Here is an 18,418-nt window from a genome sequence, read left to right on the forward strand (position 1 = left end):
GGTCTAGTTTGGTTTGTGGGGCCGGGTGAGCCGCACCACGCGCGGGTTCGTCGCCTCCAGCAGCGCTGCGGCCAGGTCCGCCTGCCGGAACGGCTTGGCCAGCTGGGTGTGGCCGATGTCCAGATCGCCGCCCGCATAGCCCGTGACCACGAGCACGGGCAGGTCCGGCTGCCTCTCCAGCACCCGCCGCGCCAGGACCGCCCCGTCCATCTGCGGCATCATGTAGTCCGTCACCAGGACGTCGATGGCGAGGCCCTGCTCCAGCATCGCCAAAGCTTCGCGTCCGCCCGTCGCCTCGACCACCGTGTGGCCGAGTTCGCGCAGCATCTCGGCGGTGCCCGTGCGGATCAGCTCCTCGTCGTCCACCAGCAGCAGGCGCATCGCCGGCATGAACGGCGCGTCCTGCGACTGGCGTCGAAGCCCCTCGGCGACTTGGCCCTTGGCGGTCGGCAGGAACAGGTCGGCGCGCGTGCCCTCGCCTACCACGCTGGTCAGCTGGAAGGCGCCGCCGAGCTGCGCCGCCAACCCGTGCACCATCGACAGCCCCAGCCCGGTGCCCTTGCCGATGCCCTTGGTCGAGTAGAAGGGCTCGATCGCGTGGGCCAGGGTGCTCTCGTCCATGCCCGAGCCGGTGTCGACGACGGAGATGCGGATATAGGTCCCCGGCGCCGCACCCGCGGCGGAGCCAGGCCCCAGGACCTCGTGTGTGGCCGCGATGGTCAGCCGCCCGCCGCCCGGCATGGCGTCCCGCGCGTTGACCGCCAGGTTCAGGATCGCGAGTTCGAGTTGATTGATGTCGGCGATCGCCGCCGGCAGTCCGTCCGAGGCGGCGATGCTGACCTCGATCTGCGCCCCGACCGAGCTGTTGATCAGGTCCGTCATGCCGTCGAGCAACTCGCTCACGTCCACGGCGCGGGTCTGCAGCGACTGCCGGCGCGCAAAGCCCAGCAGGCGCTGCACAAGCGTCTTGGCCCGGTCGGCCGACAGCAGCGCGTTATCGATCAGCCGAGCCGCCCGCGCATCGTCGGCGGCGTAGCGGCGCTGCAAAAGGTCCAGCGCGCCGGTGATCGGCGTCAGCAGGTTGTTGAAGTCGTGGGCGACCCCGCCGGTGATCTGCCCGATGGTCTCCAGCTTCTGGGCTTCATGCAGCTGTGCGAGCGCAGCCTCCCGCTCCCCCAGGGCGTCGCGCACCCGTCGCTCCAGCGTCTCGTTCAGGTCCCGCAGGGCGATCTCGGCCCGGCGCCGCGCGGTGACGTCCTGGAAGAGGACGGCCACCTCCCTGCGGCTGGCCGGCTCGACCCGGAAGGCGGCCAAATCCAGATGACGGCCCGTGGCCACCAGCTCGCGCTCGAACCGCACCGGCTCGCCGGTGGTCAGCACTCGCCGATAGAGCTCCACCCAGCCTCCCGCCTCGTCCGGCACCATCTCGCGGACCTTCTGGCCGACGACGTTGGCGATGCCGGCATGCCGCTCGTAGGCGGGGTTGGCTTCCACATGGACGTAGTCGCTCAGCGGACCATGCGGGCCGTCCAGGAACTTGATGACCGCGAAGCCCTCATCCAGCGTTTCGAACAGCAGCCGGTAGCGCGCCTCGCTTTCGTGCAGCGCCTTCAGGCGGCTGCGCGCCTCGTACTGCCGCCGACGTCCCCGCAGCGCGGACCTGGCGAGGCTGACCAGGGTTGTCGGGTGGAACGGCCGCTCCAGGAAGGTGACATTGCCCAGGATCTCGAGATGCCGCGACGCCGCCGGGTTTCGCTCCAGCCCGCCGCCCCGGTGGGTGAGCAGCACGAACGGCAGGTCCGACCATTCCTCCTGGCCGTGCAGCCATTCGGCGAGAGGCTTGAGATCCGTCGTCGCCAGCGCCTCTTCGGTGATCACCGCGATCCCGACGCCCTGATCGAACTCGGCCACCAATTGAGGAAGGCTGGAACAGGCGGCGGCCTCCAGCCCGGCTTCGATGAGCATGCCGACCGCCACGGCCGCGTCCCGTCCGCGGGGCGCCAGAACAAGGGCGCGCTCGGACACGCTGCCGGGCATCAGCCCGCGTCCGCCTGTCGCTCGAGCACCACCGGCACGCCGCGCAGAATGCCTTGGAAGTCGGTCAGCGGCGGCCCCAGCGTGATGCCGTTGCGGTCGATCTGATATTCCCGGATCGTCTCTTCGTGGTGGCCCGTGCGCTTCTTGACCACGGAGATGGCCCGCCGGACGCGCCCACGGTCCTCGAAATAACGAAGCAGAACGACGGTGTCGGCTAGGTAGGTGATATCGACCGGCGTCTTCATGTCGCCGACCAACCCATGTTGCGCCACCGTCAGGAAGGTCGTGACACCCCTGCGGTTCAGGTACTGCAGCAGCTCGTGCATGTGCAGGATCAGCGCATGCTCCCCGGGCATCGCCGCCTGGTAGCCGTTCAGGCTGTCGATCACGACCGTCCGCGCGCCCTGCTCTTCCACGCATTGACGGACCCGGGCTGAGAACTCTCCGGGGGTGAGCTCGGCGGCGTCCACCTGTTCCAGGATCATGTGGCCGCTGTCGATCATCGCCTGCAGGTCGATGTTGAGGCCAAGCGCGCGCTTGATCAGCAGGCCCCGTTCCTCGTCAAACGCGAACATGGCGACGGTTTCCCCGCGCTCTACTGCAGTCTTCAGGAAGGTGAGCGTCAGCAGCGATTTGCCCGTGCCGGCTGGTCCGAGCACCAGCGTGCTGGAGCCGCGATCGATTCCGCCGCCGAGCAGGTTGTTCAGCTCCGCCGAATGGGTTTGCAGCGTGTCGCGGGCGAAGTCGACCTTGTGCTCCGCGGACACCAGCCGTGGGAAAACCCGCACCCCGCCGCTCACGATGGTGAAGTCGTGATAGCCGCCCCGGAAGCGGCGCCCGCGGTACTTGATGACCCGCATCCGCCGCCGCTCGGCGCCATAGTCGGGCGCGGTTTCCTCCAGCCGGATCACGGCATGGGCGATGCTGTGGACCGTCTTGTCGTTGGCGTCGGCGGTGAGGTCGTCCAGCATCAACACGGTGGCGTTCTGCCGGGCGAAGTAGTGCTTCAGCGCCAGGATCTGCCGCCGATAGCGCAGGGAGCTTTGCGCCAGCAGCCGGATCTCCGACAGGCTGTCCAGCACCACGCGGTCCGGCCGCACCCGCTCAAACGTCTCGAAGATGCGCTTGGTGGTCTCCCCCAGCTCCAGATCGGAGGAATAGAGCAGGCTCTGCTGCTGCTCTTCGTCCAGCAGGTTCTCCGGCGGGATCAGCTCGTAGATCTCGATCCCTTCAAGCGAGAAGCCGTGCGACTCCGCGCTCTGCCGCAGCTCCTCCTCCGTCTCTGAAAGGGTGATGTAGAGGCAGCGCTGCCCCAGCTTCACCCCCTGCATCAGGAACTGGGTTCCGATGGTCGTCTTGCCGGCCCCAGGCGAGCCTTCCAGGAGGTACAGCCGGCCAGGCGACAAGCCTCCGCCCAGCACGTCATCCAGTCCGCTGATCCCGGTCGCGTCGTCCATAAGGGGTCCTCAGCCGGCTGGAACGCCGGAACATTCGACGTATAGCGAGCTAGGTTCGCACCCTAGCACCATTCAACAACGCCGAAGTTGGGTGGTCAGCACACCTCCGCAAAACGCTAGGGTGCAAGGTGGAAAGCGGATCGAAGCTGCCGCAGTATCACGCTCCGGGGGCGTCGAGAGGCTGCTGATGCTGCGACAATCACTTGGTGCAGGCTTGGCTCTGGTGTTGGCGAGCGCCGCAGCCGCCCAAAGCTCACCGGCCGTCACAGAAGTCCTGGCGCTCAACACCGAACTCGAAGCGGCGATCCGAAGCGGGGATCCGGCGCGCATTGCGCCGTTCTTCGCGCCCGAGTTCCGCCTCCAGAACTCCGCCAACCAGATCCTGACGGGCGATCGGGTGCTGGCCCAGTTCGCCTCCGGCGCTGTGAGGTTCGCCACCTACGAGCGGAACATCGAGGCCGCCTACCAGTCCGGCGACGTCGTCGTGCTCATGGGGCAGGAACGAGTGGGGCCGGCGCCCGTAATGCCCTCTGCATCCAGCGCTGTCGGCCCGGTGACCCGCCGCTTCACCAGCGTGTGGCGCAGGTCGCCGGACGGTTGGAAGCAGATCGCGCGGCAGTCCACCAACATCCGGTGAGGCCTCAGGTCACCACAAGCCGCCGTCAAAATGTTCGCCCAGCCTGCTCGACATGCAACGAGGGACAATAGGATGAAGCGCGCCCTGGTCATCGCCGCCGCCATCTGGGTGGCCGCCCTTCCCGCCGCGGCGCAGGACGTCTGGGGCTGGAGCGTCATCATCCCATCGGTCACCGGGACGGATCAGCTCGGAACGGTGCTGCGCAATCAGCAGTCCTCCAGAACGCCGCCCGCGCCCGCGCGCGCTCCCGCCGCCCTGCGCTTCACCCCTTCGCCGTAACGTCGCGCCGCCAACTTCAAGCGCTTCCTCGACCAGCGCCGCGGCGGTGATCCCACGAGCTACCGACAGCTGGAAGCGGTGCTCAAGGACCCCACGCTCTTCCCCCGCCTGCAGGCGGAGCTCGCCCGCTTTGGACTGCGGGCCGACGACATGGCGGACGCCTATACCGTCTGGTGGATCAACGCCTGGCAGGCGGCGCACGGCGAGACAGGCGATCCGGATCGGGGCGCGGTGCAGGCGGTCCGCGCCCAGGCCGAGCGCGCCTTCCTCGCGGCCCCAGGCCTGCCGCTGGACGACGACGCGGCCAAGCAGGCGTTCTCCGAGGGCCTGCTCGTTCAGGCGGTGATCCTGGCGTCAGTGACCGAGCAGGTGAAGAACGACCCCGCCCAACTGCAAGCCATCGGCCGCATGGCCCGCCAGAGCGCCCGCGCCTTCGGCCTGGACCTCGACGCGGTCCGCCTCACCAACGCCGGCTTCGTTCCCAGCGGCGGCTAAGCGCCCGACCCGGTGACCATCGGCGGCGAGGAGTTGGTGTCGATCCTCGACGTGCCGAACACGGTCAGCGTCATCACCCGCCAGCGCATCGAGGACCAGAACCTGGTCACCATGGTGGACGCCCTGGCCCAGACGCCAGCGTCCATGTCACAACCTGGGACGGGCTGATCGGCCAGATCCGCTCTCGCGGCTACCTGCTGGACGACCGATGTCGGACTCGCACACGCTCGCTCGTCCTTGTGATGGATCGGACCCATTCGACAGAGAGGACACCCCATGCGCCAGAGCGATCAGCCCGAGCGGGCGACCTATGCGACCACGGTTCAGCGCAAATCCGAGCGCGAGGTCACCGTGTCACGGACCTTCGAGGGCCCGGTGCGGGCGGTGTTCGACGCCTGGACCCGGCCTGAGCTTTTCAAGCTGTGGTGGGCGCCCAAGTCGATGGGCGCGGTGCTCAGCGGCTGCGAGATCGATGCGCGTACGGGCGGCGGCTATCGCATCACCTTCGGCGCGGGCGCGGAGTCGGCGACCTTCTTTGGCAAGTACCTGGAAGTGACTCCGCCTTCCCGCCTGGTCTGGACCAACGAGGAAAGCGCCGACGGCCCGGTCACCACCGTGACCTTCGAAGATCGCGGCGCACAGACGCTTCTGGTCCTCAGCGAGCTCCATCCCGCTGAGCCTCCGGCAGAGGCCGTCGAGGGCATGCAGGTCATGATGTCGGAGCAGTTCGCTCAGCTGGACGACCTGCTCGCCTCCCTGCCGGAGCCGACATGACGCCGTAAGGTCGCCTGGCGGCTAGCGCTTGGCTCGCTTCGCGGCCGCCCATGCGCCGAGGCAGGCGATGGCCACGCCCACGCTCATCAATCCCAGGCCTTTCACAAGGCCCTCTGCACCTTGCGGGTGGGCGCGGGCCAGCACGTTGATTAGGCCGGCCACTGCGAGCACGCCAAGGCTGATCGCACCGGCGATCCGCGTCCGCTCTGCCGCTGAATGCTTGGCCTTCGCCTCGCCCTTCATTGGACGTCTCTCCACGCTTGGCCTGACGCGCGCCCTCACGCCAGCGTCAGGATCACCGGGCCGCGGCGGGTGGCCACCAGGGTGTGTTCGTACTGCACCGTGGCCTCGCGGCCCGGCGGGCGCAGGGACCAGCCGTCGTCGCGCTCCTCCACCCAGTCGGCGCCCAGCGACAGGAACGGCTCGATGGTGAACACCAGGCCCTCGGGGATCTTCCGCCGGTCGCGCGGCTCGTACCAGGTGGGGATCTCGGCCGGGTCGTCGTGCAGCGAGCGCCCGACGCCGTGGCTCGAAAGGTTGCGCACCAGGCTGTAGCCGTTCTTGCGGGCGAAGCTCTCGATGGAGCGCCCCACCTCGTTCAGCGCCCCGCCCGGCTTCACCGCGCGGATGCCCGCCCACATGGCCCGACGCCCGTCCCGGCACAGGCGCTCGATGCGCGCGCTGGTTGGCGGGACGGCGAAGCTGGCGCCCGTGTCGCCGAAGAAGCCGTCCAGCTCCGCCGAGACGTCGATGTTGATCAGGTCGCCCGCCTTGATCACCGTCTCGTCGGGGATGCCGTGGGCGCAGTCCGGCCCGACCGAGATACAGGTCGCTCCGGGAAAGCCATAGGTCACTTCCGGCGCCGAACGGGCGCCTTCCTTTTCCAACAGGGCGCGGCCGAGGTCGTCCAGCTCGCGGGTGGTCATCCCCGGCTCCAGGGCCTGGCCCATGGCCGCCAGGGTCCGGGCCACAAGGCCGCCGACCGCCTTCAGCTTGTCGAGCTGGTCCTCGCTCTCGATGGTCATGGCGCGCCTTTCCTGCCTGTCCCGACATGGTGCAGGTTCGGGTTGACGGGTGCAATGACCCGCCGGCCGGGAATTAGGAGGCGGTGGTGTCCGGGGCGACGTCCACCTTGGCCACGGCGTCCGAGCCTTTGGCCACCGCCGGCGCGGCGCTGTCAGCCTGCGGAGCCGCCGGCGCGCTGGCCGGAGCGTCCGCCACCGCAGAGCCCGCCGACACCGCCGCCGGGGCGGACGCTTCCGTCAGCGCAGGCGTCAGGCGCAGGGCCGGGGTGTGCTCCACCGGGTTGGAGACGAAGATCGGGGCGTTGTTCACGCCGCGCGGATTGAACCGGTAGAAGACGTGCAGGCCCACCTGGGCGACACGCTTCATGTGCGCGCCCCAGGCCGGTGCGACGCCCGTCGTGTGGAAGTGGGTGGCCGAGCCGATGTCTGCGGCCACGGCGCCCGACAGCGCCCGGGTGGCCACCTTGCGGGCCCGGCTCCAGGCGCCCGCGTCCAGCCGGCGGCGCATGGAGCCGTCGCAGGCGAACGAGAACTGGCAGCCGCGGCTGGCGGCGCCCTGGAACACCACCCCGCAGATGGTCTTGGGGAAGTTGGGGTTCTTGACCCGGTTCAGCACGACCTGGGCGACGGCCGCCTGGCCTTGCTGGGTCTCGCCGCGGGCTTCGAAATAGACGGCCTGGGCCAGGCAATCGAGCTCGCGCGCGGCGCTCGGCTTGGCGGTCTCTTCCTTGAGGTCGGCCTTGCGCAGGCCGAGGTCGAACATGGCGGCTTGGCGGCCGCGCTCGGCGCCCTGCCGAGAGAAGGGGTCATGGGCCTGCGCCAGCCGCAGAACGCCCGCATCCATGCCGGCGGTCTGGCTGAGCAGCACCTGGTCCGAGAAGCGCCCATCGGCGCTTCCGGCGATCCGCGAGACGCGGCTGTGGTCGTCGGCGGCGCGCGCCATCCCGCCCGCCATATAGGCGGCGCCCAGGGCCATGCCGACGCCCGAGCCGATGACAGCGGCGCTCACCAGCACGCGCCAATCGGCGCGCGCGTGAGGTCCGAATTGCAAAACTTTCGCGTCCTACTCCGCGAGGGCGTCAGCGCCCCCCGACAATTGTCGCCGCGGATCGCCCCTGCTCATGCTGGAAGCGGCCCGCCGGCTGGCCCGCCCGGGACTCGTTAATGGGGCAGGCGACGGCAAATGGTGAAGGCTTTATGAATGCATTGTGAGGGGTAGGTCAACCCCTTTGTGCAATGCAGCGGAAGACTCGGTGTCGCGCCTCAGGTGTCCCTTCCTGATCCACTCAGGGACAAGCGTCGCAAGACTCCGGCCAACTTGGCTTCGCAAGCGCTGCAAGCGCTATTCGCAGCCGATACTCAAAAGTTACCTAAATTTTCCCGGAAACAGAGGCAACCCATTGGTCAAGCTTGGGAAACAAGCTTCAGCGGAACCAACCCTTCGCAAGCGCCGTTTCTGGGTCCGACAACATCCGGTTCTGGAGGACCCAACAATGCGCAAGACCCTCATGCTGCTCGCCGCCGCCGGCATGGCCGCTTCCCTGGCCGCCTGCGGTCACAGCACCGAACAGAAGGCCGCCTCGGGCGCTGTCGCCGGCGCGGTGGTCGGCGGCCCGGTGGGCGCGGCGGTCGGCGGCGCGGCCGGCGCTGCGGTCGGCAAGGCCACCAACAACTAAGACGGCGCCCAGCCGCACAAGGCTTCGCCTCCTCGCAGGTCCGCCCTGCGGGGAGGCTTCAGCTCATCTGCGATCCGCCTCAGGCGAGGCTCATCCGCCCCAGGCGCGGCTCGGGCAGGTTCAGGGCCCGCAGCGCCTCGCGGCCCGCCTGGAACACCGACACCACCGCGACGGCGATGCAGGCGATGTGCAGGGCCATGTTCAGGCTGTCGGCCACCTGCGGGGTGGCGCCCTGCCCCGTGACCACCACGTAGCGGTCCATCTTCAGCAGCGCCACCGACAGCGCCGCGATGCTCAGGTGCAACACCACGTTGGCGCTTGCGGTGAGGCGATTCCAGGCCGGTCGCGCCAGCTCGATCAGGTTGACCAGCAGCTGCAGCACGCCCACGGCCAGCACCGGCCAATAGAAGGCGTCCCACCCGGGGCTGAGCGACAGCACGATGTTGCGCTCGCCCGCGCCCATCACGTTGTCGAACTGGATCAACCCGGTCCACCACAGGATGAACACGACGCCGGTCGCGGCTTCGAAGACCAGCTCGAACGGCCCGCGGCGGCAGCCGCGCTTGGCCTGCACCGGCGGCAGGTCGCTGGGCTTCCACTTGCGGCCCAGCGCCTTCTGCACGCCCAGGTGCTCGCCGACCACGAACACCAGGGTGACCCAGGCGAACACCATCAGCAGCGCGCCCCAGACGCCGTTGAGCAGCCTCGGCAAGGCGAGCGTCGGATCGGGACCGGACGCCAGGCCGACGCCCCACACCACGATCTGCACGCCCAGCGCCACCAGGGCGATCGCTCGCAGGAACTGGACATAGAACGGGAAGATCTCCGGCCCGATCAGCCGCTGCATGGGCCAGTAGCGGGCGGCCACCACCGTCGGCGGGCCGAAGTCGCGCACCAGCGCCTCGAGCTCCTTCTTCTCCAGCGGCCGGCCCAGGGCCGCCTCGCGGTCCTCGATCTGGGACAACAGCTCGTCGCGCAGCTCGGCGACCACGTCGTCGCGCTGGCGCTGGCCGGGGATCTGGCGGGCGATGGCCGCCAGGTAGCGTTCGATGAGCTCCATCACGGAGTCTCCCTCAAGATGGTGGCGACGGAAGAGTTGAGCCGCTCCCACTCCTCGACGAGGCGGGCGAGCACGCCCTCCCCGGCCGGCGAGAGCCGGTAGAAACGCTTGTTGCGCTTGTCTTCCTCGCGCCATTCGCTGGCGAGCAGGCCCTGGGACTCCAGGCGGCGCAGCATCGGGTACAGGGCGCCCTCGTCGATCTCCACCCCCGCCTCGGAAAGGTCGCGCCGCAGCGTGTAGCCGTAGTGCTCGGTGCGCAGCTGGCCCAGCACCGCCAGGATCAGGGATCCGCGCCGCAGCTCCAGCTTCAGGGTTTCGAAAACGTCGACATCAGGCATGCTGTGCGTCGTACACTGTGCGGCACACACTGTCCAGCACATACTGTGCGCCACACACCTAGTTGTGAGATGCTCCGCTCCAGGGGGAGCTGTCAGCGCAGCTGACTGAGGGGGTTCATAGGGCGCAGTCCCTGCCTTCGACCCCCTCCGGCCCTCCGGGCCACCTCCCCCTGAAGGGGAGGATCTAGAGCCACGCCAGCCCGCCGCCCGCGCTGACCCACAGCAGCACGCAGCCGACCAACGCCGCGGCGGCGAACACGACATGACGCATGGCAGGTCTCCCGTCCTGACCTGAAGACGCGCCGCACCCGGCCGTCCCGACAGGCCGCGCCGGAATACGCCCCTCCTGCTGCCAGCCTCCTGTCAGCAGCCGTGCGACGCCTCGTCTCGCAGACTGGCGTTCGGCAGCCCGGCCCCCTACCTTGCCGTTCATGCCCCGTTCCTCGACGAAAAGCCGCGCGCCCGCCCCTGTGCTGGAGGGCGTCGCCGACATGTCGGCGGCCTTTGACTACGACGAAAACGCCATGCCCCTGCTGTGGAAGCCGCACCGTCCGGCGCGCCCGCAGAAGTCGGAAGGCGGGCAGAAGTTCAAGCTGGTCAGCAACTACGAGCCGGCCGGCGACCAGCCCAACGCCATCGCCGAGCTCGTCGCCGGGGTGAACCAGAACGAGCACGATCAGGTCCTGCTGGGCGTCACCGGCTCGGGCAAGACCTTCACCATGGCCAAGGTGATCGAGCAGACCCAGCGTCCCGCTCTCATCCTGGCTCCCAACAAGACCCTCGCCGCCCAGCTCTATTCCGAGTTCAAGAGCTTCTTCCCGGAAAACGCGGTCGAGTTCTTCGTCTCCTACTACGACTACTACCAGCCGGAGGCCTACGTGCCCCGGACCGACACCTACATCGAGAAGGACTCCTCGATTAACGAGCAGATCGACCGGATGCGCCACTCGGCCACCCGCGCGATCCTGGAGCGCGACGACGTCATCGTCGTGGCCTCGGTGTCCTGCATCTACGGCATCGGCTCGGTGGAGACCTACACCGCCATGACCTTCTCGCTGACCCCAGGCGACCGGATCGACGAGAAGAAGCTCATGGGCGACCTCGTGGCCCTCCAGTACAAGCGCAACGACCAGGCCTTCGAGCGCGGCACCTTCCGCCGCCGGGGCGACACCATCGAGATCTTCCCCGCCCACTACGAGGACCGCGCCTGGCGCATCTCCCTGTTCGGCGACGAGATCGAGACCATCGTCGAGTTCGACCCGCTGACCGGCAAGAAGACCGCCGACCTCAAGGGCGTGAAGATCTACGCCAACAGCCACTACGTCACGCCGCGCCCGACCCTTCGCCAAGCCATCACCGACATCAAGGCCGAGCTGAAGGAGCGCCTCGACTGGCTGGTCGCCAACGGCAAGCTGCTGGAAGCCCAGCGCCTGGAACAGCGCACCACCTTCGACATGGAGATGATCGAGGCCACCGGCTCGTGCGCCGGCATCGAGAACTACTCCCGCTACCTCACCGGCCGCCGCCCGGGCGAGCCGCCGCCGACCTTCTTCGAATACATCCCCGAGAACAGCCTGCTGTTCATCGACGAAAGCCACCAGACGGTGCCCCAGATCGGCGCCATGTATCGGGGCGACTACCGCCGCAAGTGGACCCTGGCCGAGTACGGCTTCCGCCTGCCCTCCGCCATGGACAACCGCCCCCTCAAGTTCGAGGAATGGGACGCCATGCGGCCGGACACCGTCCACGTGTCCGCCACCCCGGGTCCCTGGGAGATGGAGCGCACCGGCGGCGTCTTCACCGAACAGGTCATCCGCCCCACCGGCCTGATCGACCCGCCGGTCGAGGTCCGCCCCGTCCAGGGCCAGGGCTTCAGCCAGGTCGACGACGTCATCGACATGGTCCACCAGACCACGGCCAAGGGCTATCGCTCCCTGGTCACCGTCCTCACCAAGAAGATGGCCGAGGACCTCACCGAATACATGCACGAGCAGGGCATCCGCGTCCGCTACCTCCACTCGGACGTCGACACCCTGGAGCGGATCGAGATCATCCGCGACCTACGCCTGGGCGGCTTCGACGTCCTCGTGGGCATCAACCTCCTGCGCGAAGGCCTCGACATCCCCGAGTGCGGCTTCGTCGGCATCCTCGATGCGGACAAGGAAGGCTTCCTGCGCTCGGAAACCTCCCTGATCCAGACCATCGGCCGCGCCGCCCGGAACGTGGAAGGCAAGGTCGTGCTCTACGCCGACACCGTCACCGGCTCCATGGAACGCGCGATGGCCGAGACCCGGCGCCGGCGCGAGAAGCAGGAGGCCTACAACGCCGCCCACGGCATCACGCCCGAGACGGTGAAGAGCCAGATCAAGGACATCCTCGCTTCCCCGTACGAGAAGGACCACGTCCTGGTCCCGGCCGGCGTGGCCGACGGCGGCGCCCAGCCCTTCATGGGCAACAACTTCAAGGCCACCCTGCGCGACCTCGAGAACAAGATGCGCGAGGCCGCCGCCAACCTGGAGTTCGAAACCGCCGCCCGCCTGCGCGACGAGATCAAGCGCCTCAAGCTCCTCGACCTCGAATTCGCCGCCGACGCCCTCGCGAGCGACGGCGAGACCGGCGACAAGGCCGCCGTCAAACGCGTGCGGTCAGAGGCCCGCGCCGAAGCTCAGGAGCGGTTCCGGAAGGGGAAGCGGTAGGCCACGCGAGCCGCTCATGAGGCGCTGAGCGCACTTTTCTCCAACTGCCTCATGAAGGCGACAGCCCCGAATTCGAGGTACGACTTGCCAGCCGGGCAGCGGCCAGACATGTCCCACAACGTTCCGCGACACATGCCGTTGATCAACAAGCAAGTCGCGACGAACGCCTCTAAGCGGTCCGCGCCGTTTAGTGGGAGCATCGTGGGATCAGTTCGCGTTGCCGCCGAGATCTTGCTTCGCCACGCGGAGCCTGTCGCTTACCTTGGTAGGGATACCAGACCCCAAGTTCTTGCCGGTAGTTTACCGCATTGCGGACCTGGGAAAGCCAGTTCCCATTCACCCGCCCTTGGTCATTGAGCGCGTCTTGCAACGACGCAAGGACGAGGTCCACCTTCTTCACGTAGGCGGAGGCAAGTAACGCCCCCGATAGCTTGGCTCTGATCTCGCCAATCTTAGCTACGTAGACGCTCCAGACAAACTCGTGGGATGCTAGCCTCGAGTTCTTTTCGACCACAATCTCTCTCGCCGCCATGTCGAATGTTAGCAAATATTGACCCGATGATATCTTAGCGGCATCTCTCATCCCGTAGCTATGGGCGACGCGGCGCAGAGACAAGACCTCCTCTATGTCGAGATAGGAACACGACACACCCTGAATGCGCAGCAACGCATTGGCCGCAAAAAAAGACGAATAGTATAGCTTGATCAGCATCCAGGCCAAAGACTTCGGCAGGCCCTGCACCTCCGCTATGCTCTGAGCGGTCTCGATTGAGCTTATGCAAGTTCTGTTGACGTCACAGGCCAAAGCCCCGAGCGGCACAGCTATATCGGCAGGTCGCAGCACGATCCGGTCCAGCGTGCTTAGCGATTCCACAGCATAGGTGCCGACCTTCAGCCAATGCTTCAGCTCAATAGACTGCTTACCAGAGACCGCGTTTAGGCCACGAACCCAGCCCTGACGAAGAGCATCGTCGGTGTACATGCTAGAGCGTAAATTTCGCCCGGAAGGCATCAGTAAGGATCTTATGATAGGCGGTTACGCTATTGCCGGGCTCTTTGATAGCACTCGCCTTGACGTTCTTGAACATCGGCCTTAGCGCTTCGTAGAAGTTGTCGACCGTATACTCAGATCCGTGACGGTCCTTGACTGTCCTCGCGACGTCTTGGAAAAGCAGCATGAATCCCCGAAAGGTAATCGGGTTCGTGACATCAACAGGTAATCCGTACTCACCAACCCCGCGCTGAACAGCAGCGACATACCCGCCGACGATGCGATATATTTCCTCGGACTCAGTCTCCTGGAACAGCCCAAGCAAGGGTTTCAACGCCGCATTGAACGTCACTCTAGATATATGGCCAGAGCGCTTCTTAGCAGGACTGAGCATCCCCGCGAGCGGACTCGCTGGCATCTCATTGAAAAGGTCGAACACCTCAGCAAGACGCGTTTCTATGTCGTCCTGATAGGCCGCTAGCTTACGGATATCCAGCAACAACTCATTAGGAACTGGCCGCTGCTTTGTATTTATATCAATGAAAAGGCGACTTTCGTCCTGTCGAGACAGATCGTTGTAAATGACTACAGGCACTCGGAGATCAGACGTGGCCAGTGAAAAGCCATAAACCCGATGCTGGCCGTCGAGGATCAAGAAGGATTTTGGGTGTGCGACGAACTCGACAGTCTTGCGGACGCGTTCATAGCGGAACTCCGCCTCTGGTTGCGCAGAGAGGACAATTGAGTTCGGAATCGTACCTAGCCCATTGTCGATATAGTCAGCGATCTGCTCAGCACGAGCACGGTCAAGCAGCCTCTGGAACCCTTCTTTAGGGTCTTCATCGCGACTTATGACAAAGCATGTCTTCGCGAGAACGTCTGACGGCACCGTGAGGGTGTAGAAGCGATGTCGCCCTTGGGTGACGAGACTTGCGGTGTAGCGATGGGTTTCAGGCATGAGAATCAATCATCTTCAGGATGAGCTAGCAGCGCTATACCACTCGAAGAGACTGCCGTTGCATAGCCCAAGGCAACGCTTTCGCCCCAGCCCCTCTAACCCCCACCTGCTCAAAATCTGCGGCCGTTAAGCAACCAGCTTAACTACACACTGTGTCCGCAAATCCCCACCTAGGTTCGAGCGGCGCCGATCATGCTGCGTTCATGGAACCTGGGCTGTGTTCGTCCGTAATCGACACAGCAGGGCGAGAGGCCTCTTCAGCCGAACCACGGTGGATCGGCGGGCTTCGAAGAAACCTGGGTTGGGTATTTTGAGGTATTACCGAATGTCACCTCCGCTGAGTGTTGTCGCCGACAATAACCAACTGTCGCCGGCCCAGAAGACCGAGACCGTTGCGCAGCGCGTCCGCCGCCTGCAGCAAGAGGCCAAGACGCTGGCCAAAGACCACGTCCGGGCTCTGACCACCTCGCTGATGCAGGTGGAAGAACTGGCCGCGGAGATCGCCGAAGGCGGCGACGCCTATCCGCCGGGCATCCGCGACCTGGCCCGCCGTCTGGTTGAAGACTGCGAAATGCGCGTCCAGACCCTGGAAGCGATCAGCGCCCGCAACTAAGCGGCTCTGCGCTTCCAAACGGCCGCCGCGCCCCAAGTCGCTGCGCCTCCAGGCCGGACCCGCCGCCCCGCCCCTTTGCTAGAGGGGACAGGCGCGAAGGTCCGGCCGGCGCAGGCTTCAGACGGGAAAGGCGACCGCACCCGACCGGACGGAGCCCTCCTGCGACGGGACGGGAGCTTCCGATCCGGCCCGCGGCGCCAAAACGGCGCACGCCGACGGCCTTCCAGGCCGCCACGGGCCCGAACCGGCCCATGCCTTCTCCGGTTAACCGCCTTTGCTAAGCTTACCTGCTCTGCGACACCGCAAAGACGGTCAGCAGCAGCCCTGTGAGCGCGAACCCCAGCACCGCCATGACGATGGCGGCCCGGGGCCGCCCGTGCTTCATCAGCACCCAGCCCGCTCCCGGCGCGGCCACCGGCCCCAGCGCCATGCCCAACACCAAGGGCCAGGCCTTGCCCGCCCAGCCGGTCAGCGCCATCAGGGCGAACATCCACCCTGGCATCAGCATCGACAGGGCCCCGGCCCCCGACGCCAGCCCCACCAACACCGGCGCGACGTCCTCGATGCGGATACGTGTCTTGCGAGCCATCCCGCACCCTAACCAGATGCTCCCCCTCAGGGGGAGCTGTCGCGAAGCGACTGAGGGGGTTCATAAGGCGCAGTCCCTGCCTGAAACCCCCTCCGGCCTTCGGCCACCTCCCCCTGAGGGGAGGATCTTGGAGCTTGACCGCAGGCTAGCCTCCCCGCCTGATCTGCGAATGGACGCGCCGCGCCCCACCAAGGACTTCGCCCGGACCCTGCGCCGGCGCATGAGCCTCCCGGAAGTTCTCCTCTGGCGCACGCTCAAAGGCCGCCAGCTGCACGGCCTCCACTTCCGCCGACAGCACCCGATCGGCCCCTACGTCCTCGACTTCTATTGCGACCAGCTCCAGCTCGCGGTGGAGATCGACGGCGACACCCACCTCGCCCGCACGGACGCCGACGCCGCCCGCGACGCCTGGCTCACCGCGCAAGGCATCCAGACGGTCCGCATCTCCGCACGTGACGTCCTGGACTCCCACGACGCCGGAGCCTCCCTGATCGAGAACGCGATCCAGCTCCGCGGCTGAAACCCCCTCCGGCCTTCGGCCACCTCCCCCTGAAGGGGAGGATCAACGCCGCGCCAGATGCTCCCTCTCAGGGGGAGCTGTCGCGCAGCGACTGAGGGGGTTCATAGGGCGCAGTCCCGGCCTGCAAGCCCCTCCGGCCTTCGGCCACCTCCCGCTGAAGGGGAGGAGCAACGCCGCGCCAGATGCTCCCCCTCAGGGGGAGCTGTCGCGAAGCGACTGAGGGGGTTCATAGGGCGCTGGCCGCGGCTGAACCCCCCTCCGGCCTTCGGCCACCTCCCCCTGAGGGGGAGGATCATCTACACCACCCCCATGGACCTTTCCCTCGGCGCCATCGGCGCGCTCACCCTCGTGGCCGCGGCGGCCGGGTTCGTGGACGCCATCGCCGGAGGCGGCGGGCTGATCACCGTGCCGGCCCTGCTGACCGCCGGGATCAGCCCGGTGGCCGCCATCGCCACCAACAAGGTGCAAGGCAGCGTCGGCACGGCCTCCGCCACCTGGAGCTTCTGGCGCGCCGGGCTGATCGACTTTCGCCGCATCGCCTGGCCGATCGCCGCCACCTTTGTCGGCGCGGGCCTGGGCGCCTTTGCCCTGCAGTTCGCCTCCACCCGCTGGCTGCTGGTGGCCCTGCCCCTCTTGCTGGCGGCCATCGCCCTCTACTTCCTGTTCGGCCCCAAGGCCTCGGACGAGGACATCCGCGCGCGCCTCACCCCCGCCGCCTATTCCGTCGTGGCCTTCGCCATCGGCTTCTATGACGGCTTCTTCGGCCCCGGCACCGGCTCCTTTTTCGCCCTGTCCCTGGTCACCCTGCTGGGCATGGGCCTGACGCGGGCCACCGCCCACACCAAGGCGCTGAACCTGACCAGCAACGCCATCTCCGTCGCCGTGCTGGCGTTGGGCGGCCACGTCCTGTGGACCTTGGGCGCCTGCATGGCGGTGGGCCAGTTCATCGGCGGCCGCCTCGGCTCCCACGCCGCCATGCGCTTCGGCCCGCGCCTGATCCGCCCCCTGCTGGCGGTCGTTTGCATCGGCATGACCGTCAAATTGCTCAGCGACTCGGCCAATCCGCTGCGCCTTCTCGTTCAGGACGCTTTTCGTTAGGGTGCGAAGCATCCGTTCGAGCCGACCGCTCGTATTGAGAGATGCCCTGCCTGCGGACGGCGGCTCGCACACGAGAGCCCCACAGCCGCCCGGCGCTTGCCCAGCGCCAACCCGTCAGGCCCGGCGGCGGCCGTTGTCTGGAGCGACGGCCGCCGCCGATCTTCTGCGGCTGAAGAAATCCAACTCAAAATTTGCCTTACAGCCGGACGCGTGTTCTCCTTTCGTTCATGAACGAGCCCGCGGCCCTGGCCGAGCAGCAGCTGAACGTCCTGGGACGCCTGGCCGACCTCGGCCTGGCGCTCGCCACGACCCTGCAGCGCCGCGCGCTCGAAGCCGAAGACAGCCACGAGGCCGCCGAGCTCGCCCTCGCCTTCCAGCGCACCGCCCGGGTGGTCGGCCAGTCCATCGCCCTGCAGGACCGCCTGGCCCGCGAGAAAGCCCGCGACCGCCGCGAGCGTGAGGCGCGCCCGGTTGAGGCCCGCCAGATCGAGGCCCGCGCCTCCGAACCGCGCTGCGCGTCCGAGCCCGACGCCGCCTTCCAGCCAGAAGCCTTCCGCCCCTTCGGCCTCGACGACGACACCCTGTTCGAGCACTTCCGCAACGACGTGCTGGAAGCCATCGCCGACCGCCTCTGCGACAAGCTCTCCCGCCTTGCCCCCGCGGGCGAAGCCGACGAGCACGACGATGAGGATGAGGACGACAGAAGATCCTCCCCCTCAGGGGGAGGTGTCGGCAAAGCCGACGGAGGGGGTTTCACCCGCGGCCTACGCCCCTTGAACCCCCTCACCGGCTTCGCCGGAGCTCCCCCTGAAGGGGAGCATCGAAGTTCCGCCTAGGCCAGCAGATCCCGATAGTCATGGCTGCGCCGCAGCCAGGCGGCCGCATAGCCGCAGATGGGCGTGATCTTCAGCCCCTTGTCCTTCGCATCCTGCGCCACCGCCGACATCAGCCGGCCGGCCGCCCCGCTGCCTCTCAGCGCCGGGGGCGAGAACACGTAGTCGATGTACATCCGGTCGCCGGTGAGCCGGTAGTCCGCATAGGACACCTCCCCCTGCTCCTCCATCTCGTACCGTGACCGTGCGGGATCGTTGCGCAGCTCGCTCATGATGGGAGAACTTAGGAACCGCCCGATCCGATCCCAACGGCCCAGTTCCTCCCCCTCTGGGGGAGGGGAA

22 protein-coding genes are annotated in these 18,418 nt (G+C 67.2%); 11 read left to right on the forward strand and 11 right to left on the reverse strand.

Annotated elements, in window-relative coordinates:
• Window positions 1–3: 3 nt before the first annotated feature.
• Window positions 4–2,037 (reverse strand): ATP-binding protein, encoded by a 2,034-nt coding sequence (locus tag DJ018_RS16130; protein WP_111515998.1) that lies wholly within the window; start codon window positions 2,035–2,037, stop codon window positions 4–6.
• The gene (locus DJ018_RS16135; RefSeq protein ID WP_111515999.1) at window positions 2,037–3,494 is read right to left on the reverse strand and encodes a DUF7125 family protein; all 1,458 of its coding nucleotides are present in this window, start codon (window positions 3,492–3,494) and stop codon (window positions 2,037–2,039) included. Before DJ018_RS16135 ends, DJ018_RS16130 begins: the two co-directional genes overlap by 1 nt.
• A gap of 187 nt (window positions 3,495–3,681) precedes the next feature.
• On the opposite strand from DJ018_RS16135, the gene DJ018_RS19255 reads away from it, so the two are divergent.
• From DJ018_RS19255 to DJ018_RS16155, 5 genes are all read left to right on the forward strand, one after another.
• Window positions 3,682–4,131 (forward strand): nuclear transport factor 2 family protein, encoded by a 450-nt coding sequence (locus tag DJ018_RS19255; RefSeq protein ID WP_165842951.1) that lies wholly within the window; start codon window positions 3,682–3,684, stop codon window positions 4,129–4,131.
• Window positions 4,132–4,203: 72 nt separating this feature from the next.
• Window positions 4,204–4,410: a hypothetical protein gene (locus DJ018_RS16145; protein WP_111516000.1), complete on the forward strand. Its 207-nt coding sequence runs from the start codon at window positions 4,204–4,206 to the stop codon at window positions 4,408–4,410.
• Window positions 4,411–4,488: 78 nt separating this feature from the next.
• Window positions 4,489–4,905, forward strand: a complete 417-nt coding sequence (locus tag DJ018_RS16150; RefSeq protein ID WP_111516001.1) for a DUF6683 family protein — start codon at window positions 4,489–4,491, stop codon at window positions 4,903–4,905.
• A gap of 12 nt (window positions 4,906–4,917) precedes the next feature.
• Window positions 4,918–5,073 carry a TonB-dependent receptor plug domain-containing protein gene (locus tag DJ018_RS19260; RefSeq protein WP_165842952.1) on the forward strand — a complete coding sequence of 52 codons (156 nt, stop codon included), beginning with the start codon at window positions 4,918–4,920 and terminating at the stop codon, window positions 5,071–5,073.
• 108 nt (window positions 5,074–5,181) lie between these two features.
• On the forward strand, window positions 5,182–5,679 hold the full coding sequence (locus tag DJ018_RS16155) for an SRPBCC domain-containing protein (RefSeq protein WP_111516002.1): 498 nt from the start codon (window positions 5,182–5,184) through the stop codon (window positions 5,677–5,679).
• Between the two features lie 21 nt (window positions 5,680–5,700).
• Here DJ018_RS16155 and DJ018_RS16160 read toward each other — a convergent pair whose 3' ends face one another.
• The 3 genes from DJ018_RS16160 to DJ018_RS19595 form a co-directional block, all read right to left on the reverse strand.
• Window positions 5,701–5,922, reverse strand: coding sequence for a hypothetical protein (locus DJ018_RS16160; RefSeq protein WP_111516003.1), 222 nt, complete (start codon window positions 5,920–5,922; stop codon window positions 5,701–5,703).
• Between the two features lie 35 nt (window positions 5,923–5,957).
• On the reverse strand, window positions 5,958–6,704 hold the full coding sequence (map, locus tag DJ018_RS16165; RefSeq protein ID WP_111516004.1) for a type I methionyl aminopeptidase: 747 nt from the start codon (window positions 6,702–6,704) through the stop codon (window positions 5,958–5,960).
• A gap of 73 nt (window positions 6,705–6,777) precedes the next feature.
• A complete protein-coding gene (locus DJ018_RS19595) occupies window positions 6,778–7,713 on the reverse strand; it encodes a cell wall hydrolase (RefSeq protein ID WP_133254317.1) in 936 nt (311 codons plus the stop codon).
• Window positions 7,714–8,197: 484 nt separating this feature from the next.
• Between DJ018_RS19595 and DJ018_RS16175 the strand changes: the two genes are divergently transcribed.
• The gene (locus tag DJ018_RS16175) at window positions 8,198–8,380 is read left to right on the forward strand and encodes a hypothetical protein (protein ID WP_111516006.1); all 183 of its coding nucleotides are present in this window, start codon (window positions 8,198–8,200) and stop codon (window positions 8,378–8,380) included.
• A 79-nt stretch (window positions 8,381–8,459) separates the two neighbouring features.
• Here DJ018_RS16175 and DJ018_RS16180 read toward each other — a convergent pair whose 3' ends face one another.
• Window positions 8,460–9,440 (reverse strand): HAAS signaling domain-containing protein, encoded by a 981-nt coding sequence (locus DJ018_RS16180; protein ID WP_111516007.1) that lies wholly within the window; start codon window positions 9,438–9,440, stop codon window positions 8,460–8,462.
• On the reverse strand, window positions 9,440–9,778 hold the full coding sequence (locus DJ018_RS16185) for a PadR family transcriptional regulator (protein WP_111516008.1): 339 nt from the start codon (window positions 9,776–9,778) through the stop codon (window positions 9,440–9,442). The genes DJ018_RS16180 and DJ018_RS16185 overlap by 1 nt, the downstream gene beginning before the upstream one ends.
• Before the next feature lie 431 nt (window positions 9,779–10,209).
• On the opposite strand from DJ018_RS16185, the gene uvrB reads away from it, so the two are divergent.
• A complete protein-coding gene (gene uvrB / locus DJ018_RS16190; protein WP_420849534.1) occupies window positions 10,210–12,474 on the forward strand; it encodes an excinuclease ABC subunit UvrB in 2,265 nt (754 codons plus the stop codon).
• A 187-nt stretch (window positions 12,475–12,661) separates the two neighbouring features.
• Here the strand turns inward: uvrB and DJ018_RS16200 are convergent, their stop codons facing one another.
• Both DJ018_RS16200 and DJ018_RS16205 read right to left on the reverse strand, forming a co-directional pair.
• A complete protein-coding gene (locus DJ018_RS16200; RefSeq protein ID WP_111516010.1) occupies window positions 12,662–13,456 on the reverse strand; it encodes a hypothetical protein in 795 nt (264 codons plus the stop codon).
• 1 nt (window position 13,457) lies between these two features.
• On the reverse strand, window positions 13,458–14,423 hold the full coding sequence (locus DJ018_RS16205) for a DGQHR domain-containing protein (RefSeq protein WP_111516122.1): 966 nt from the start codon (window positions 14,421–14,423) through the stop codon (window positions 13,458–13,460).
• A gap of 325 nt (window positions 14,424–14,748) precedes the next feature.
• On the opposite strand from DJ018_RS16205, the gene DJ018_RS16210 reads away from it, so the two are divergent.
• Window positions 14,749–15,036, forward strand: coding sequence for a hypothetical protein (locus tag DJ018_RS16210; RefSeq protein ID WP_111516011.1), 288 nt, complete (start codon window positions 14,749–14,751; stop codon window positions 15,034–15,036).
• A gap of 283 nt (window positions 15,037–15,319) precedes the next feature.
• Here DJ018_RS16210 and DJ018_RS16215 read toward each other — a convergent pair whose 3' ends face one another.
• Entirely contained in the window at window positions 15,320–15,625 is a 306-nt protein-coding gene (locus tag DJ018_RS16215; RefSeq protein ID WP_111516012.1) for a hypothetical protein, read from the reverse strand.
• Between the two features lie 169 nt (window positions 15,626–15,794).
• On the opposite strand from DJ018_RS16215, the gene DJ018_RS16220 reads away from it, so the two are divergent.
• The 3 genes from DJ018_RS16220 to DJ018_RS16230 all read left to right on the forward strand — a co-directional run bounded on the left by DJ018_RS16220 (window position 15,795) and on the right by DJ018_RS16230 (window position 18,079).
• Window positions 15,795–16,145: an endonuclease domain-containing protein gene (locus DJ018_RS16220; RefSeq protein ID WP_111516013.1), complete on the forward strand. Its 351-nt coding sequence runs from the start codon at window positions 15,795–15,797 to the stop codon at window positions 16,143–16,145.
• Window positions 16,146–16,454: 309 nt separating this feature from the next.
• Window positions 16,455–17,243, forward strand: a complete 789-nt coding sequence (locus tag DJ018_RS16225) for a TSUP family transporter (RefSeq protein WP_111516014.1) — start codon at window positions 16,455–16,457, stop codon at window positions 17,241–17,243.
• Between the two features lie 227 nt (window positions 17,244–17,470).
• On the forward strand, window positions 17,471–18,079 hold the full coding sequence (locus DJ018_RS16230) for a hypothetical protein (RefSeq protein WP_133254318.1): 609 nt from the start codon (window positions 17,471–17,473) through the stop codon (window positions 18,077–18,079).
• Here the strand turns inward: DJ018_RS16230 and DJ018_RS16235 are convergent.
• On the reverse strand, window positions 18,076–18,348 hold the full coding sequence (locus DJ018_RS16235) for a GNAT family N-acetyltransferase (protein ID WP_111516016.1): 273 nt from the start codon (window positions 18,346–18,348) through the stop codon (window positions 18,076–18,078). The two genes, DJ018_RS16230 and DJ018_RS16235, sit on opposite strands and share 4 nt — an antisense overlap.
• Between the last annotated feature and the right edge of the window lie 70 nt (window positions 18,349–18,418).

This window comes from Phenylobacterium deserti, from assembly GCF_003254705.1.
GTDB classification, from domain to species: Bacteria; Pseudomonadota; Alphaproteobacteria; order Caulobacterales; family Caulobacteraceae; genus Phenylobacterium; species Phenylobacterium deserti.

What these genes read in the sequence shown, in the direction of transcription:
- DJ018_RS19255 (WP_165842951.1), top strand. Translation starts at nt 3,682, where the DNA reads ATGCTGCGACAATCACTTGGTGCAGGCTTGGCTCTGGTGTTGGCGAGC.
- DJ018_RS16235 (WP_111516016.1), bottom strand. Translation starts at nt 18,348, where the DNA reads ATGAGCGAGCTGCGCAACGATCCCGCACGGTCACGGTACGAGATGGAG.
- DJ018_RS16215 (WP_111516012.1), bottom strand. Translation starts at nt 15,625, where the DNA reads ATGGCTCGCAAGACACGTATCCGCATCGAGGACGTCGCGCCGGTGTTG.
- DJ018_RS16200 (WP_111516010.1), bottom strand. Translation starts at nt 13,456, where the DNA reads ATGTACACCGACGATGCTCTTCGTCAGGGCTGGGTTCGTGGCCTAAAC.
- DJ018_RS16155 (WP_111516002.1), top strand. Translation starts at nt 5,182, where the DNA reads ATGCGCCAGAGCGATCAGCCCGAGCGGGCGACCTATGCGACCACGGTT.
- DJ018_RS16180 (WP_111516007.1), bottom strand. Translation starts at nt 9,440, where the DNA reads ATGGAGCTCATCGAACGCTACCTGGCGGCCATCGCCCGCCAGATCCCC.
- DJ018_RS16225 (WP_111516014.1), top strand. Translation starts at nt 16,455, where the DNA reads ATGGACCTTTCCCTCGGCGCCATCGGCGCGCTCACCCTCGTGGCCGCG.
- DJ018_RS16130 (WP_111515998.1), bottom strand. Translation starts at nt 2,037, where the DNA reads ATGCCCGGCAGCGTGTCCGAGCGCGCCCTTGTTCTGGCGCCCCGCGGA.
- map (WP_111516004.1), bottom strand. Translation starts at nt 6,704, where the DNA reads ATGACCATCGAGAGCGAGGACCAGCTCGACAAGCTGAAGGCGGTCGGC.
- DJ018_RS16230 (WP_133254318.1), top strand. Translation starts at nt 17,471, where the DNA reads ATGAACGAGCCCGCGGCCCTGGCCGAGCAGCAGCTGAACGTCCTGGGA.
- DJ018_RS16205 (WP_111516122.1), bottom strand. Translation starts at nt 14,423, where the DNA reads ATGCCTGAAACCCATCGCTACACCGCAAGTCTCGTCACCCAAGGGCGA.
- DJ018_RS16220 (WP_111516013.1), top strand. Translation starts at nt 15,795, where the DNA reads ATGGACGCGCCGCGCCCCACCAAGGACTTCGCCCGGACCCTGCGCCGG.
- DJ018_RS16160 (WP_111516003.1), bottom strand. Translation starts at nt 5,922, where the DNA reads ATGAAGGGCGAGGCGAAGGCCAAGCATTCAGCGGCAGAGCGGACGCGG.
- DJ018_RS16145 (WP_111516000.1), top strand. Translation starts at nt 4,204, where the DNA reads ATGAAGCGCGCCCTGGTCATCGCCGCCGCCATCTGGGTGGCCGCCCTT.
- DJ018_RS16185 (WP_111516008.1), bottom strand. Translation starts at nt 9,778, where the DNA reads ATGCCTGATGTCGACGTTTTCGAAACCCTGAAGCTGGAGCTGCGGCGC.
- DJ018_RS16175 (WP_111516006.1), top strand. Translation starts at nt 8,198, where the DNA reads ATGCGCAAGACCCTCATGCTGCTCGCCGCCGCCGGCATGGCCGCTTCC.
- DJ018_RS16135 (WP_111515999.1), bottom strand. Translation starts at nt 3,494, where the DNA reads ATGGACGACGCGACCGGGATCAGCGGACTGGATGACGTGCTGGGCGGA.
- uvrB (WP_420849534.1), top strand. Translation starts at nt 10,210, where the DNA reads ATGCCCCGTTCCTCGACGAAAAGCCGCGCGCCCGCCCCTGTGCTGGAG.
- DJ018_RS16210 (WP_111516011.1), top strand. Translation starts at nt 14,749, where the DNA reads ATGTCACCTCCGCTGAGTGTTGTCGCCGACAATAACCAACTGTCGCCG.